The sequence below is a fragment of the Frankia sp. Mgl5 genome (assembly GCF_023242985.1).
In the GTDB taxonomy this organism is placed as follows: domain Bacteria; phylum Actinomycetota; class Actinomycetes; order Frankiales; family Frankiaceae; genus Parafrankia; species Parafrankia soli.
Genome location: NZ_JALKFY010000650.1, coordinates 1 through 14,980, shown reverse-complemented (window position 1 = coordinate 14,980; position 14,980 = coordinate 1). Strand labels below are relative to the sequence as shown.

The window sequence follows — 14,980 nt, the reverse complement described above, 5'->3', positions numbered from 1 at the left end:
CCTCTCGTCAGGAAGCCATCGGTTGGTGTGGTAACCCCGATTCTCCCTGCACGGCAGGCACCCGCTCACGTTCCAGCGATCTACAAACCCTCAACATCACCAGCTACTGGCGGATTTAGGTCTGACGGGAGTGTCTCCTCCGCCGCCACCGACGAGGCCCACTTGATCGTCACCGAGCAGGAATCCATTCCGCGTGGTCGGCGGACTGATTCGTCTATGCTGTTGGTCCCCCGCTACCGGAATGACCAGTGTAGATGTTGGACGTCCTGAACTGATGGCGATTTTTATCGCCTCGTCCTGTACCCGGCCGAGAACCGTCTGCGTGACCGACTGGTTGATCTCTCCTTTTGTGGATTAACTATCGGGCTGGAGGCGCCCCGCAACGGGGCGCCTCCCGGCCGGGGTCACTTCGTGGCGGCCTGATAGGCGGCGACGACGTCGTTCGCGGACTTGTGGAGATGACGGATGAGGATCTCCTGGTCGTTGAGCGGGAAATCCCGGACCGCGCGGGACTCGAGCATGGTCTGCGTCGCCTCGAGGGTGTTGCAGTCCTGCAGCGCGAACTCCTTGAAGGTGACCGCGGCCAGTTCGTGCCGCAGGCGCTCCGCCGCGTTCTTCGGCGGGGCGAAGTACAGCGTTCCCTCGAAGATGTGCTCGTTGTACGCGGTCGGCCAGTAGTGGTATGTGAGATACCAACCCGGCGCCCAGATCAGGATCATGAAGTTCGGGAAGAACAGGTACGAGTCGTTGCCCCATGCCCGGTGGCCCGACGGGTTGACGCCCCCGGGTAGCGGGTCGAGACCCGTGATGTCGGGACGGTCCCATGGCCCGAAGTTGCCGCTGCGCAGAATCCGCTCGATCGGCTTCACCATGGAGAGGTCCTTGGGCGGCGACATGCCGCCCCACGCGGACTGCATCGAGTGTCGGCCATCGAGGTCGTAGTGCAGTCCCTCGTAGCCGTAGCCTATGAGCTTGCGGGACTCGGTGCCGACGTACTGCTTCGCGTGCAGGACGGGCGCGTGGTAGAACTCGGCGAACGCGTCGATGTAGAGCTTCCAGTTGCTCTTGACGTGCGCCCGGTACTGGTAGACCTCGGTCATCTGGTCGAACGGGTAGCCCTCCATGCCCTTCGCGAACCGCCCGAGGTACTCGCGCACCGGGGTGGTGTCCTCGTTGCCGAGGTTGATGAAGATGAAGCCCTGCCACACCTCGCAGCGCACCGCCGCGAGACCGAGCTTCGACTTGTCGAGGTCGAAGAACTCCGTCTCCTGCTGGACGAAGGTGCAGGTGCCGTCGAGCCCGTAGCGCCAGGCGTGGTACTTGCACTGGAACTGGCGCGCGGTGCCCGCGACCTCCTCGTGCGGGAAGTCGTTCCACACCAGCTTGTTGCCGCGGTGGCGGCAGACGTTGTGGAAGGCGCGGATCTGGTCCTCGTTGTCGCGGACGACGATGATCGAGGCGCGGGCGGCTTGGATCTCCTTGGTGAAGTAGTTTCCCCGCTTCGGGATCTGCTCCACGCGGCCGACGTTGAGCCAGCTCCGCTCGAAGATCGCCTTGCGTTCCAGCTCGTAGTGCTCCGGTGAGATCGAGTCCTCGAACGAGACGAAGTCGGTTCCGAGGGTGGGGAAGTGTTCTGTCCAGCTGCCCTCGACGGGCTTGGTGAAATGCGCCATCAGACTGCCTCCAGGGTACTGCGACGGCGTGGACCGACGAGACAGAACGCTACGATGTCGTATAGTTTCGGTCAACCGCCGGCAGGTGCGCCTACTGTCGGTGGTTTCGAGTCCTCCCAGGTGAGGGGCCCCGCTGGAGTGGACGGTCTGGCGACCGGCAGGTGTCTGCCCAACCGTCCGCCGGGTGGCGTGCGGTGCCCCGCCAATAATCGGACCGAGCTGTCTGGTTTCTGGGTGGCTGCTGATCGTAGAGTGGGCAGACGGGCGTCGGCCGGTCGAGGTCACCGTGGACCCGTTGGCTGCGGCGAGTTCCTCGGCGAGAGCAGGTAGGAGTTCGCGGGGGACGGCTCCTGAGGCGGAGATGGTGAGGGTGAACAGGTCGGAGACCTCGTCCGTTCCCTGACCCGCCTCAACGCCAGCATCCAACGGCCTCAGGAGACGAAGGACCCTCCGAGCCGGAGAACCGAGACGCCACCCGCACTGACGACGCCTGGTAACAACACTCGTACCTCTCTGGTCCCGGTGCTCCTGTACGTCCTGCCCCGACGGCGTCGCAGTGTCACTCGGGAGTTCGCCTGTTTGGCGACCGTCCGCTTTTGCGGCGGGTCAGGTCGGGGTTGGTCCGACGCGGGTGAATGCGTTGCGGTAGGCGCTGGGGGTGAGCCCGTTGCGGCGCAGGAGGTGGAGGCGCAGCGACTCGGGGGTTCCCAGCCCACTTTGCCGGGCGACGACGGCGATCGGCAGATCCGTCGCCTCGAGGAGTTCACGGGCCCGGTCGATCCGCTGGTGCAGCAACCATTGCAAGGGGCTCAGACCAGTCTCCTCCCGGAACCGGCGGGTGAGCGTTCGGGTACTGGTGTGGGCGTGGGCGGCGAGGCGGCCGAGGGTCAGCGGTTCGGTGAGGTGGTCCGACGCCCAGGCGCGGGTCTCGGCCAGCGACGTCCCGTTTTCCGGTGGCAGCGGCGTCTCGATGAACTGGGCCTGGCCGCCGGGACGGACCGGCGCGATGACCGCGGCTCGGGCGACGGCGTTGGCGACCACCGCCCCGTAGTCGCGCCGGATCATGTGAATGCACAGGTCGAGACCGGCGGCCAGTCCGGCGGAGGTCAGGATCGTCCCGTCGTCGACGTACAGGACGTCGGGCCGCAGGTCGACGGCTGGGAAGCGGCGGCGCATCTCGTCGGAGTACTGCCAGTACGTGGTGGCCGGGCGGCCGTCGAGCAGCCCGGCCTGGGCCAGCACGAAGGCGCCCGTGCAGATCGAGGCGATGCGACGGCCGTCGTCAGCGGCCCGCCGTAGCGCGTCCAGGACTCGTTGGCCGGCGTGGGCGCGAGCTCCGGTTCCCGTGACGATCACGGTGTCGGCGCTGTCGATCACGTCGAGGCCCCGGTCCACCACAACGCTGGGCCCGGTGTACCCAGGCACGATCCCGGGCTCGGGTGTGCAGATCATGACTTCATAGCCCGGCTGGCCGTCGACCACCGCGGCCGGGAACACCGCCGCCGGGATGGACAGATCAAGGGTGGTGACTGGCGGGACGGCGACGACGACGATCCGAAGCATGGCCTGATCCTTGGGCTACGTGGCGTTCAGGCCACTACCGTATGTTTCTGGCAGGCAGCAGGGTGAGGCAGGTACCCGCGAACCCGCGCGGGCCCGCCGAGCGGAAGACGAACACCATGGCGCTGCACGTGATCACCGGTGCCGGTGGCACCGGAGCCCCCACCGCTGAGCTGCTGTCCCGGCAGGGGGAACGCGTCCGACTGGTCAGCCGGCGCGGGGGCGGACCCGAGCACCCGCTGATCGAGCGGATCGCCGCCGACGCGACCGACGCCGACGCGCTGACCCGACTCGCCGAGGGCGCGACGACGCTGATCAACACCGCGATGCCGCCGTACGACCGGTGGCCGGACGAGTTCCCGCCGCTCGCGGCGGCGCTGCTGGACGCGGCTGAACGCACCGGCGCCAGCTACGTGATGATGGGCAACACCTACGGCTACGGCATCGTCAACGGCCGCTTCACCGAAGATCTACCGATGGCACCGGTATCCGTCAAGGGCCAGGTACGGGCCCGGATGTGGACCGATGCCCTCGAGGCGCACCGCGCGGGTCGAGCCCGCGTGACCGAGGTCCGGGCCTCGGCGTTTCTGGGCGCCGGGGCCGGTTCGCTGTACAACTTCACGGTGGCGCCCCTCGTCCTGCGCGGCGAGCCGGCAGCCTTCCCCGGCGACCTGGACGCCCCGAAAACCTGGTCCTACGTCGGGGACGCCGCCCGAACCCTGGCCGCCGTGGCCCTCTCCGGCGACGACCTTCCGTGGGGACGGGCGTGGCACGTGCCCTCCACCGCGGCCCTGTCCGTGCGGGAGCTGACCACGCGGCTCGCGACCGTCGCCGGGGCGCCCGCACCCATCCTGACGGCGATGTCCGCTGATCAGCTCGCCGCGACCGGAGCCGTGAACCCGATCATGCGGGAAGTCATCGAGATGATGTACTCCCTGGAACAGCCCGACCTGCTCGACTCCACCCTCACCGAGCAGACGTTCCGCCTCGCCCCGACCCCCCTCGAGACCGTCCTGACCGAAACCGTCAGTGCCTACGGACCTGTACCTGACCTGACCTGACGATCAGCAGGATTCCGTGTCGGAGCTGACCGTCTGTCGCAGTGAACGGGCTATGACGGCGGAGCCGCTCGCGGCGCAGAATGACATCATCGCGAGCCAGGCGGTGGTGCCGGGGTCGGACCACTCGACGACACCGGTGTCGAGGTCGACCAGTGCGGCGCCGCCGATCGCGAACAGGCCGAACGACGCCTGCGTCAACCCCACGGTGAGAAGTTCGGCGCGTGTCGCCCGGACCGAGACGAGCCACGCGCCCACGCCGCCGGCCAGGAACGTCGCCGCGTAGAGCTGGCCGTGGAACGCGTCGACAGTCCACGGCCAGAACTCGGTGACCTGCTCGGGCGCCGCCAACAGACCGACGGCCTGCCCGGTCATCAGGACGGCGAACAGCCGAAGCCAGTAGCGCCACGCCACCGGAGTCGCGACGCCGGCCGCCCGGGCGCGCCCACGCAGCCGCCACGTGTACCAGAAAGCGCAGACGGGCAGCGCCACGTAGAGGACGAACCAGCCGATCACCGGCAGCGGCCGGTCCGAGAAGGCGAACCTCGACGGGTAGGCAGTCGACACGACGATCACGCACAGCGTGAAGACGCCGATCATCGGGGCGACGACCCGAGCCGGCGACCAGCGCCTGGTGGCGAGCAGGCAGGCGACGGCGACGAGCGATGTCAGGTAGATGGCGCCGAGGAACCGGCTGTTGAACAGCGTGAGGTCGTCCCACGGCCACAACCTCGCCGTGAGCTTGTACTGAAACGCCAGGCCGGTTCCGGTGAAGAACAGCACGACGAACTCGATACTGGTCATGATGAGCAGCGGCCGGGGAATCGGGAAGTCGGCCGCTGTGGCGACCGCGGCGGAGTCGTGGTCGGCCTCGGTACGAGGTTTCGACGAGATGTCTGTCATCGGGTCGGCTCGTGCGACAGCGGCGCGGGCGCTCCGGGGTCCAGAAAGTCGAGTTTGATCGGCTCAGGCGCCGGCCGGCAGACGCCGCACGAGATCGCCTCGTCGACCGCCAACCCTTCCAGACCACGGCTGGTGGCGAAGGCCTCGAGCAGGAACGGCATCGTTTTCGCGTGGTCCTTGCAGACGCATCGGCCGCAGAATCGGCAGACCGCGTGCCCAGGAAGATTGCACACCCAACAGTTCACGAACCCGCCTCCAGTTGTGTTGTCGCCAGCTCGATCGATCCCAGTTCGGCGGCCGCTTCGAGGAGTTCGGTGTTCGACGGCGGTTCGTCGAGTGGGCCGAAGACGTATTTGCGGCGCAGCACGCCGTCCGGGCCGACCAGGAAGACGCCCTGCTGCATCGCCGTCATCGTGTGGTGGCCGAGCCGTTCGCCGATCGACGGGTTCACCACGTCAAGCCAGAGCGCGTGCATCGTCGTACGGCCCTGGCCGGTGGTGAACGCCCGAGTGAAGCCCCGCACCGAGTTGCGCTGCGCTTCGCCGGCGCCGATGTCCTGCAGGCCGCACAGCCGGTAGGCGGATTTCTCCGGGTCGCACAGGAACGGGAACGGCAGGTCCTTGCCGCGCCAGAACTCGCGGGCGGAGTCGACGAGGTTGGGCGCCAGCTGCAGGATCTGCACGCCGGCCCGCTCGAAATCGCCGACCGCCGGTGCCAACCGGGCCATGTACTCCCGGCAGAACGGGCAGTTGTAGCCGCGGGAGAACCAGAGCATCACCACCTGGCCCCGGTAGTCCGACAACGACACCGGCGACGGCCCGCTGGCGGTGTCGAGGGTGAACTCGGGGGCCGGGTCGCCGACCTCGATCTCAAGCCAGCGGCCGGCCACCGTGCCCGCCAGCGCCTCCGCGGCCCGCGCCGCTTCGCCCGCTTCGGCGGATTCGCGTACGGCGTCGGACAGCCCGAAATAGCGGCACACCACGTCGTCGAACGTCGTCCGGTCCAGCTCCCACAGCCTGGTCTCGCCGACCGACGTGGCCGTCGCGGCGTGGGGCTCGTCGTGCAGCAGTGCGCTCTCGCCGAAGAAGTCCCCGGCGCCCAGGGTTCGCGGCGGCCCGTCGACGCAGGTCTGGGCCAGCGTGACGGCCCCGCTACGAACCAGGTAGAAGGCCGAACCGGGGTCGCCTTCGGCGACGACGACCTCGCCGTCCCCGCAGCTCCGTGCCCGCAGGTGGGCGAGCAGCGTGTCCTTGTCACGGGTGCGGAGGCCGTCGAACAGTGCGAACCCCTCGAGTTCCGCCCGTTCGTCGGCCCGTGTGTCGTTCTCGGCCCGTCGGGCCAGCAACGGAGCGAGGCGGTCGGAGAAATCGGCGCCGGCCAGCCGCAACACGTGCACGTCGGTGAGCGCCCGCACGGTCAAGGGCGACCTTGGCAATCCGGGCGGCGGGAAGTAGTCGCCAGGGCCGAGCGTGCGCAGTGCACTTCCCGCGCCCGGCCCCGTCCCGGCATTCGCACCCGATTCGACGACCTCGGCCTCGCCGGACAGCACCAGGCAGAAGACCTCGGTGACCTCGTCGGGCGCGACCACCGTGGTGCCGGCCCGGAACACCTTCTCGGTGGTCCGCCGCGCCATCCACTGGATGTACGCCTTCCCCAGGTCGGCGACCGGCGGTACGTTCGCGAGCACCGCGACCCGCTCCCGGTAGCGACGCTCCGCGGCCAGCCGGCGCAGCCGCCGGCTCGCCACCACCAGCGACGAGCCACCCCGCCACAGCCGCTGCCCGAGCGTGTACAGCAGCGGAAGGGTCAGGAGCAGAACCACCGTGGCGGCAAGGACCCGGCCAAGGCTCGGCACGGCGACCGCGTCGCTCACCATCGTCTTCGCCCGGACCCAGGCGAACCCGGCTGCCAGGACGAGCACGTAGCCGGTGTACGCCGCGGCGGCCAGTCCGAAGATCGTCAACACGCGTTCGGTGCGGTCGAACCGCTCCCGGCGACGGACCTTGCCGGCGAGCTCGCCCCGTAGGAACCCCAGCGCCCTGGCCCGCAGGTTCGGCAGTTCCAGCCAGTCCATCAGCATGTAGTAGCCGTCGAGCTGGATGAGCGGCGTGAGCTGGGCCAGGTTCACGGCCAGGGCGGCGGTGCCGAAGATCGCCACCACTGCCGCCCACGGCGCGTCCGGCGTGGCCACCAGGACGATGCCGGAGAGCCCGGCGAGCACGAACCCGGAGAACGGCCCGGCCCAGGCCGAGACCATCCGCGGCCCGCGCGGCTCCATCCACATGTCCTGGGTGTCGACGAACATCCCAGGCGAGCCGTAGAAGATCGATAGTCCGCCGCGCCGAACCACCCGGCCGTAGGACTTGGCCGCGAAGGCGTGCGCCAGTTCGTGCAGCACGGCGACGACTATCAGGCAGCCGTAGAACGTCGGAACTGTGACGACGAGGGACTGGTCGGCCAGCCCCGACGCCGACGACGACAGCGACCAGGCCAGCAGCGGCACGCCGAGCACCGCCACCGCGAACATGACGATCTTCGCCGGCCGGGTGAAAAGCACCCACACGCCCCGGTCGTAGGCGCGGCCGACCAGGCCGTCGAGCCCGTGCAGCGGAAACTCGCGCCGGACGAAGGACTTCGCGAACCCGGTGGCGAACGAGCTCACCGGCCGGCGGCGCAGCTGTTCACCCAACGGCCCGAACACGAACCGGGGCGGGTCGGTCAGCATCTGCCCGACCTTCAGGTTGCGCACGAGGCGAAGGACCAGCGGCAGGGCGAACCGGTGGTACTTCATCATGTAGGCGACGACCAGGTCCTGGACGCTGCGGCTGCCGTCCATCAGCTCGAACAGGTAGAACTCGGCCATCGTGATCTTGCGGTACGTCGCGGCGTCGGGGTTCTGGACGATGACGTACTCCTCGCCCCGCGCGGATCGCAGCTCGCGCCAGATCAGCCCGTCCTGCCGCTTCGGCCGGTAGTGGGCCGGGTTGGCGGCGTCGGCAAGCCGGTCCCAGACCGTGACAGTCGCTGTCTCCGTGGCCGCGGGTGCCGGCGCGGCCTGCCGCTGCTGGGCCTGCGTGCTGACCGTCATGACAGCAACCCCGCGACCGCGTGACTGATCGGCAGGCCGGCTCGCTGCTCGGCGAACCACCAGCCGCCTCGCGGGTTGAGGTCCAGGAACACGTGGTCGCCGTCCGGTGTCACGACCAGGTCGAGCGCCGCGTAGCGCAGGCCGAGGCCGGCGACCAGCCGCACGCAGCGGTGAGCAACGTCGTCGTCGAGACAGTGCGCCGTCATCGGCACGGCGCGCCGCACCCGCCGCACGTCACCGCTGCCCGCCAGCCCCGCCGCCGCGAGGTCGGCGGTAGCGGTCGAGGCGGCGAAGACCTGCTCGTCGACGACCGTCACCCGCAGTTCGAGCCGGCTGTCGAGCAGCGGCTGGAACACGCAGGGCGCGGCGGCCAGCGTCGCCGGCAGCAGGGCGAGGTCGGCGGCGCTCAGGACGCGGGTGAACAGGCTGTGGCGCCGCCCGTCCAGCTCGACGTAGTGGCTGTTCAGCGACTTGGCTATCACCCCGGCGCTGCCGTAGGCGTGGCAGAACGCCAAGGCCTGGTCCGGGTCGTTGGTGACCAGGGTGTCCGGCACCGTGAGGCCCTCCTCCGCGGCGTGCTCCAATGATGTGATCTTGTTGCCGGCCCGGCTGCCGGCGTCCGGGTCGTTGACGAACGGCGCCGGGCAGCTCCGCCACCAGCCGGCGAGCGCGTCGGCCCATTCGCCCGTTTCGAACGGTGGCAGGCGCCGGGCCGGTACGCCGGTCGGCCCGGCGAGCCCGAACCACACGCTCCGGACCTGCGCCGAGTCGAGGCCGAACACCTCGCCGCCCGTCCGCTTCCCGTCGCCGCGCCAGGTCACCGTGACGTCGGTGGGGAAGTCGTCCGCCCCGAGCAGCCGGCACGGCACACCTCGGGCGAGCAGGGCCCGCTCGAGCAGCACCGTGTCCGGGTTGCGCGAATAGGCCAGCAGCAGCACGACCGGCTCCGGTTCCGCCGCTATCCGGCCAGCCAGCGCCGGCATCAGCCTGGCGACCAGGTCCCGCACGTCCACCGTCGCCCGAGCCGGCGACGGTGCCGGCGACGGTGCTGCTTCGGCTTCGGCTTCGGCGAAGTGGAGCAGGAACGGCCGACTCGGCCGGCTCACTTGTCCGGGTTGCTGCCCGACTCGGGCGTGCAGGAGCAGGTCGGGTTCGTCAGTGAACTGCTCCGGCCCAGCCGGACGCGCGAGATCCGCTCGTCCAGGTCCTGCGCGACGCCGTCAAGGCCGTCCCAGTCCATCGCCGCGAGCGCCTGCACTTCCTCCGGCGTGAACTCGTAGGCATAACGCGCGGAGATGTGCACGACCATTTCCAGTGGATCGGCCTTCAGTCGCTGCCGGAAAGCCTGGTCTGTGGCCGCCTTACCGATGACGAACTGCATTGCCTGGAGTGACATGCGATATTCCTTCCGGGGCGGTGACGCGTTTGTTCTGGTAAAAAGGCGAGGCGTGCAGAAGCTGTCGGGCCCGGCGGAGGTGGTCCAGCAGCTCGGGCATCGGCGGCACGTCGTTGGACCATTCGAGGGTGATCGCGCGAACCGGTGCGGCGGCGACGACATCCGCAACCAGCGCCCACACCTGCTCGGGAACGGGACGGCTGTGGCTGTCGTGCCAAGTGCCCGCTTTCGGGCCCCGGGTGCGCAGCTCGCCGCCGGCGACATGCAGTTCGACGACCCGGTCCAGTGGTGCGGCGGCCAGCCACGCATCGACGTCGAAGCCGTAGTTCTGGGCGTTGATCCAGGTGTTGGTGAGGTCGAGCAGCAGGCCGTGGTCGGTGCCGTCGAGCACCTGCCGGACGAACTCGGGTTCGTCCATCGCACCCGGGATCTTGATCATGTAGTCATACCAGGTGTTCTCGACGAGCAGCGGCCGCCGGACCCGGTCGGTGACGGTCTGCATGTTGCGGCGGACAGCCTGCGCCTGTTCTGCCGTGAAGGCGATCGGAATGCCGTGCATCAGCTCGGTGCGCTGCGCTCCGTCCGGCACCGACCCCTGGTCGAGGTGGTCGCTGAACCACACCGGGTCGATCAGGTCCAGGAACGGCTCGAGTCGGTCGAGGTAGGACGTCCGGTACGGCGCGGCGTCGGCCAGCCCCATCCGGATGCCGTGCGCCACGACGGGGAAGGCGCCGGCGATCTCGACCGCCCGGTCCCGCCAGGCCGTCCGGCCGTCCTCGTCGTCCCACTGCATCCGCAGCAGGAACGCGTCGGTCGGCAGTTCGAGGTAGTCGATCTCGTCGTGGTGGGCGAGGTACTGGTCGTGCATCGGCGGTCCGTAGTTCAGCCCGACACCGAGGAAGGGCAGATCGGTGATCATCATGCGGCCGCCGGCAGCAGATCCGAGTCCGGGTAGGCGGCATGGAGGTGGGCGGCGCGCGCCAGGTCGTGGATCGCCTCGTCCAACAGGCCGGCGGCCTGGTAGACCTGCGCCCGCAGTTCGTAGACAGCAGGGTCCTCGGGCACGATCGTCGCGGCGTGGAAGCAGTCGGCCAGCGCCGTCGGCAGGTCGCCCATTGCCAGCCAGGCGCGGGCCCGCAGCAGGTAGGGGCCGTGGGCGCTCAGCGCGCGGGACCGCACGATGAACGGCCAGTGCGACTGCTCGTGCGCGCTGACGTCGATCGCGGTCGTGCAGTCGGCCGCCGCCGCCTCGGGCCGGCCCAGTTCGAGCAACGCCTCGGCACGCTGCAGGTGCAGCTCGGAGGCGTACTTCTCGCACCGGCCGTCGGCGATGACCCAGCCGAAGTCCTCGACCGCCTCGGCCAGCAGACCGAGCTCCAACCGGGCCCGGGCCCGGAACGCGCGGGCCTCCCAGTCGTTCGGGTCGCGCAGCAGGGCCGACTCGGCGTCGGCCAGCGTGCCGTGCGGGTCGCCGTCGAAGTAGCGGGCGATGGCCCGTGCCGTGTAGACGTACGAGACGGGGTCGAGCGCCATCGCCGCCGACGCGTCGGCCTCGGCGCCGGCCAGGTCGAACACCTGGTGCCGGCATACCGACCGGCGGTAGTGCGCGTAGGCCAGCCGGTCGTCGGGCAGTCGGGGATCCGCCTCGATCGCGGCGCTCAGGTCGGCGACGGCCCGGTGGTGGTCACGCACCATCCAGAACGCGATGCCGCGGCGAAGGTAGGTCTCGGCCCGCCGATCGCCGCCGGCGACAAGCCGGTTGCAGTCGAGCAGGTCGGCCATGTACCCGGCCAGCCTCGACGAGCCCTGCGAAACGCACACGGCGTCCCCTCCCTGGTGACCCGACGTGCCGTGTGGCACGAAGGTCACTTTCGGGTTCCGGGGAGGCACCCGAACATCAGGGAAACCCCTAGTGCCGGCCAGCGCCACGCAGTGGTCCGTTGGACGTCGGGCGCGTCGTTGGGACCCGGGGTGGTCGTACGGTAGGAGCCGGCGGAGGAGCCGCGCATTTCGCTACAAGGAGTTACGCCAGTCAGGAACGGAGCGCGGAACCGACACCGGCTCGGGTGGGGACGCCGAGCTTGGCGAGCACCTTCGTCAGATGGCTCTCGACGGTCTTCTCGCTGACGAACAGCGCGGCGGCGATCTGGCGGTTCGTCTGGCCGGCGGCGACCAGCTCGGCGATCTGACGTTCTCGGGTGCTGAGCGTGCCGGCTGCCACGCTGAGGACGACCGTCTGGGTCTGGTGATGAGCCAGGGTCTGAGCGGCCCGGGCTTGGGCCCGCGTCGACGGTCGACCGCCCCGAGACACCCGCTCGCCGAGCTGGCGCAGCAGCCGGGCCGCCTCGTCCCGGGGACGGTTGGCACCGCACGCGTCGAGTCGGGCCTCGGCCCGGCGCAGCTCGCTGACCGCCCGCGCGTTCTGCCCGTCGGCGGCCAGCGCCCGCCCAGCCACGATCAGCGACCGGCCGAGCTCGATCGGCAGGCCGGCCCGCTCGGCCTCGGCGGCTGAGGCCAGCGCCGACGCGGCGGCGGCCGACGACTGTCCCCTGGCGAACTCGACGGCTGCTCTCGCTCGCATCGCCGAGGCCTTCCGTCCCGCGAGCCCACCGCCGGCGTCGGTGGCCGTCCGTTCGGCGAGCACCGCCCAGCCGGCGGCCGCCTCCGGCATCCCGCGAGCCAGTTCGGCCCGCGTGAGCACCTCGTACCAGTACGGCCGCATGGGAGCTTCGATGCGCGGCAGCTCGGCGCCGCCGGCCGCACCCAGTAGTTCATCGACGGCGCGGTCGGGCTCACCGACCTCGACCAGCGCCTCCGCGAAATAGGAACCGGCCATCACCGAGACGGCGTCAGTCTCCGGGTTGGCCGCCCGCGCTCCCTGCGCACCCGACCGCAGCGCCTCGGGGAGGTCCCCCGCCAGCGTCGCCGCGGCACACCGCGCCGCCAGCGCCCAGGACAGGAAGGGCAGGTGCGGGGTGAGCAGGCACGCCTCCACCGCGGCTTCGGCCGCCGCCGCGGCCTCCGGCAACCGTCCCCGCGATGTCAGGACCAGCGACCGTGCGACTGCCGTCAGTGTGCCGATGCTGCCCCGGCCGTTGCGCAGCGCCAGCGCGTCGACCCGGTCGAGGTGGCGTAGCGCGTCGGTGAACCGTTCGAGGAACGCCTCGGTCCAGCCCAGCCACGCGAGCTTGTCGAGGTGCGGGGTGACCTGGTCGTCCGAGAGCAGGTCGTAGCGGCGTGCCGCGCCGGCGGCCTCGGCGATCGCGGCCGGGACGTCACCGACCATGTATTCGGCACCCGCCAGCAGTCCGGCCGAGGCGGCCAGCAGCGGGGCGTCGTCGAGCGTGCCGGCGAGCGCGTGCGCTTCCTGCTGCCAGCGGCGCATCCCATCGTATTCACCGGTGTAGAAATGGTCGATGGCAAGCTGAAGCCGCAGCAGACAGCTCTCTCGGGTGCCCGGTTCGGCGCTCGCCACGGCGTCCAACACCAGGGCACGCGCCTCGCCGTGCCGGCCCAGCACATGGTCGACCGCCGAGCGCAGCGCGACGAGATGAGCCCGCTCGGCACCGAATTCCCGCGGAATCAGACCCATGATCTCGTCGAGTACCGCGCGGGCCTGCTGCGGCTGGTAACTCGCGTCGAGTGCGGCAGCCAGCCGGGACAGCAGCTCCAGTCGCCGCAACCCGCCGTCCGCGTCCACGTCGACGTCAACGTCAACGTCGGCACTTTGGCCGGGGCTCGACTCACCGCCCGGTAACAGTCTGAGTGCGGCGGCGTACCAGTGCGCGGCGGCTGCCGGCGCGCGTAGCCGGCTGGCCGCGGCCGCTTTGGTCAGCAGCGCGATCGCGGCCTCGTCGCCGGGCCGGGCGGCACGCTCGACGTGGTGGGCTCGGGCGGTGGCCGCGGCGCCTCGGGCGGCGAGCGCATCAGCCGCTCGTGCGTGAGCGGCGATCCGCCAGCCCGGCCCGGCGGACATGTAGATGGCGTGGCGCACGATCGGATGCCGGAACGTGAACCGGCGCGGCATCTCGGTCGGTCGTACCACGTCCGCCGCGACCAGCGCGTCGAGTGCTTCGAAGGCGTCGGTTTCGGGGAGCGCGGCGGCCTCGGCGGCCAGGTCCGGCTCGAACACCTCGCCGGCGACAGCAGCGCCCTGCGCGAACCGCCGTACGACCTCGGGCAGCTGCGCGATCTCGGCGCCGACCGCCGCCGTCACCGCCGGCGGCACGTCGTCCGGTCCGTCGAGGCCGGTCGAGGCCGCCGACGCCGACGGTACGGACGACGGCCCGGCAGCTGCGGACAGCGGGCGGTTGGGGGTGCGGGTGCGGGTGCGGGTGCGGGCAAGCTGTTCGAGGTAGAACGGGTTACCGCCGCTCTCCCGATACCAGCGACGCCGGACAGCCGGGTCACGGGTCACGGGACTGAGCAGCGAGTCGCTGTCCTCGGGCGACAGCGGGGCAAGCTCCAGTCGAACGCCCACGGTCGCGGGTGAGTTCGCCCCGGCCTGGCCGTCGGTGGTCGCGACAACGGCGGACGCCGCCGCGGCCGACAACGCCGCGGCCAGCGCCTTCGGCACCTGGCGGGGCCGCACCGCGACGACCAGCAGCACCCGCGCCTTCGGCGGCCGGCGGAGCAGGTGAGCGACGAGCTCGACCGACGCGGTGTCAGCCCAGTGCAGGTCGTCCAGGGCCAGTACCAGCGGCCGGTCGGCAGCGAGCAGCTCGAGTAGCGCTCGCGCCGCCCGGTAGGTCTGCCAGCGCTGCATCTCGGAGGTGTTGCCGGTCGGCCCGGTCCCGAGCGAGCGCAACGCCGGAAACACGGCGGCCAGCTCGTCGAGCCGGTCAGCGCCGAGCTGGCGCAACCGCTCCGGATCCACCGCGCCGAGGTAGTCGTCGAGCGCATCGACGAGGGCGTTGAACGGAATGTCCTGTTCGAGCTCGGCGCCGTGGCCCCGCAGTACGAGATGACCACGGGCGTCGGCAAGCTCGGTGAGTTCGCCGATCAGGCGGCTCTTACCGATGCCGGGCTCGCCACGGATCTCCATCCAGTCGAAACCTGGCCGGCGCCGCGCCGAGGCGAGCCGGTCCAACGCGGCGCCCACCGCGGCCATTTCCCGGTCGCGCCCGACCAGCGAACCCCGTTCCCCCATCGGGCGATTGTCGTCCCTGCCGGCCAGCGATCCAGTACCCGGGTCGTCGGTGCGACAGGCCCGAGATGGTCGGGACCTAGTGCCGCATCAGGCAACGTTCGCCTTGGCGACGACGGCACGGAGTTTCTTGTCGGCGGCGTGGCGGTTCCGCCA

Annotated in this window: 11 protein-coding genes; 1 reads left to right on the top strand and 10 read right to left on the bottom strand. The window is 70.4% G+C overall.

What is annotated here, in order from left to right; translation table 11 throughout:
- Positions 1 to 404 precede the first annotated feature (404 nt).
- Positions 405 to 1,673 carry an aromatic ring-hydroxylating dioxygenase subunit alpha gene (locus MXD62_RS21215; RefSeq protein ID WP_248831244.1) on the bottom strand — a complete coding sequence of 423 codons (1,269 nt, stop codon included), beginning with the start codon at positions 1,671 to 1,673 and terminating at the stop codon, positions 405 to 407.
- A 606-nt stretch (positions 1,674 to 2,279) separates the two neighbouring features.
- Complete coding sequence (locus MXD62_RS21210; protein WP_248831243.1) at positions 2,280 to 3,236, bottom strand: GlxA family transcriptional regulator; 957 nt, start codon at positions 3,234 to 3,236, stop codon at positions 2,280 to 2,282.
- 116 nt (positions 3,237 to 3,352) lie between these two features.
- Here MXD62_RS21210 and MXD62_RS21205 point away from each other — a divergent pair, with 116 nt between their 5' ends.
- Positions 3,353 to 4,294, top strand: a complete 942-nt coding sequence (locus tag MXD62_RS21205) for an NAD-dependent epimerase/dehydratase family protein (RefSeq protein WP_251082065.1) — start codon at positions 3,353 to 3,355, stop codon at positions 4,292 to 4,294.
- Between the two features lie 3 nt (positions 4,295 to 4,297).
- On the opposite strand, the gene MXD62_RS21200 is transcribed toward MXD62_RS21205, so the two are convergent.
- From MXD62_RS21200 to MXD62_RS21165, 8 genes are all read right to left on the bottom strand, one after another.
- Positions 4,298 to 5,194, bottom strand: coding sequence for a hypothetical protein (locus tag MXD62_RS21200; RefSeq protein WP_248831241.1), 897 nt, complete (start codon positions 5,192 to 5,194; stop codon positions 4,298 to 4,300).
- A complete protein-coding gene (locus tag MXD62_RS21195; RefSeq protein WP_198145343.1) occupies positions 5,191 to 5,355 on the bottom strand; it encodes a hypothetical protein in 165 nt (54 codons plus the stop codon). The genes MXD62_RS21200 and MXD62_RS21195 overlap by 4 nt, the downstream gene beginning before the upstream one ends.
- A gap of 80 nt (positions 5,356 to 5,435) precedes the next feature.
- On the bottom strand, positions 5,436 to 8,282 hold the full coding sequence (locus MXD62_RS21190) for a cyclic nucleotide-binding domain-containing protein (RefSeq protein WP_248831240.1): 2,847 nt from the start codon (positions 8,280 to 8,282) through the stop codon (positions 5,436 to 5,438).
- Positions 8,279 to 9,388: an ATP-dependent carboxylate-amine ligase gene (locus MXD62_RS21185; protein WP_248831239.1), complete on the bottom strand. Its 1,110-nt coding sequence runs from the start codon at positions 9,386 to 9,388 to the stop codon at positions 8,279 to 8,281. Before MXD62_RS21185 ends, MXD62_RS21190 begins: the two co-directional genes overlap by 4 nt.
- Positions 9,385 to 9,678: an Os1348 family NHLP clan protein gene (locus MXD62_RS21180; RefSeq protein WP_230204878.1), complete on the bottom strand. Its 294-nt coding sequence runs from the start codon at positions 9,676 to 9,678 to the stop codon at positions 9,385 to 9,387. Before MXD62_RS21180 ends, MXD62_RS21185 begins: the two co-directional genes overlap by 4 nt.
- Entirely contained in the window at positions 9,644 to 10,600 is a 957-nt protein-coding gene (locus MXD62_RS21175) for a DUF692 domain-containing protein (RefSeq protein WP_248831238.1), read from the bottom strand. Before MXD62_RS21175 ends, MXD62_RS21180 begins: the two co-directional genes overlap by 35 nt.
- Complete coding sequence (locus MXD62_RS21170) at positions 10,597 to 11,499, bottom strand: tetratricopeptide repeat protein (protein ID WP_248831237.1); 903 nt, start codon at positions 11,497 to 11,499, stop codon at positions 10,597 to 10,599. The genes MXD62_RS21175 and MXD62_RS21170 overlap by 4 nt, the downstream gene beginning before the upstream one ends.
- A gap of 211 nt (positions 11,500 to 11,710) precedes the next feature.
- Positions 11,711 to 14,827 (bottom strand): AAA family ATPase, encoded by a 3,117-nt coding sequence (locus MXD62_RS21165; RefSeq protein WP_248831236.1) that lies wholly within the window; start codon positions 14,825 to 14,827, stop codon positions 11,711 to 11,713.
- Between the last annotated feature and the right edge of the window lie 153 nt (positions 14,828 to 14,980).

Coding starts and splice junctions, on each gene's coding strand:
- MXD62_RS21205 (WP_251082065.1), top strand. CDS start 3,353: ATGGCGCTGCACGTGATCACCGGTGCCGGTGGCACCGGAGCCCCCACC.
- MXD62_RS21175 (WP_248831238.1), bottom strand. CDS start 10,600: ATGATGATCACCGATCTGCCCTTCCTCGGTGTCGGGCTGAACTACGGA.
- MXD62_RS21180 (WP_230204878.1), bottom strand. CDS start 9,678: ATGTCACTCCAGGCAATGCAGTTCGTCATCGGTAAGGCGGCCACAGAC.
- MXD62_RS21165 (WP_248831236.1), bottom strand. CDS start 14,827: ATGGGGGAACGGGGTTCGCTGGTCGGGCGCGACCGGGAAATGGCCGCG.
- MXD62_RS21190 (WP_248831240.1), bottom strand. CDS start 8,282: ATGACGGTCAGCACGCAGGCCCAGCAGCGGCAGGCCGCGCCGGCACCC.
- MXD62_RS21215 (WP_248831244.1), bottom strand. CDS start 1,673: ATGGCGCATTTCACCAAGCCCGTCGAGGGCAGCTGGACAGAACACTTC.
- MXD62_RS21195 (WP_198145343.1), bottom strand. CDS start 5,355: ATGCCGTTCCTGCTCGAGGCCTTCGCCACCAGCCGTGGTCTGGAAGGG.
- MXD62_RS21210 (WP_248831243.1), bottom strand. CDS start 3,236: ATGCTTCGGATCGTCGTCGTCGCCGTCCCGCCAGTCACCACCCTTGAT.
- MXD62_RS21200 (WP_248831241.1), bottom strand. CDS start 5,194: ATGACAGACATCTCGTCGAAACCTCGTACCGAGGCCGACCACGACTCC.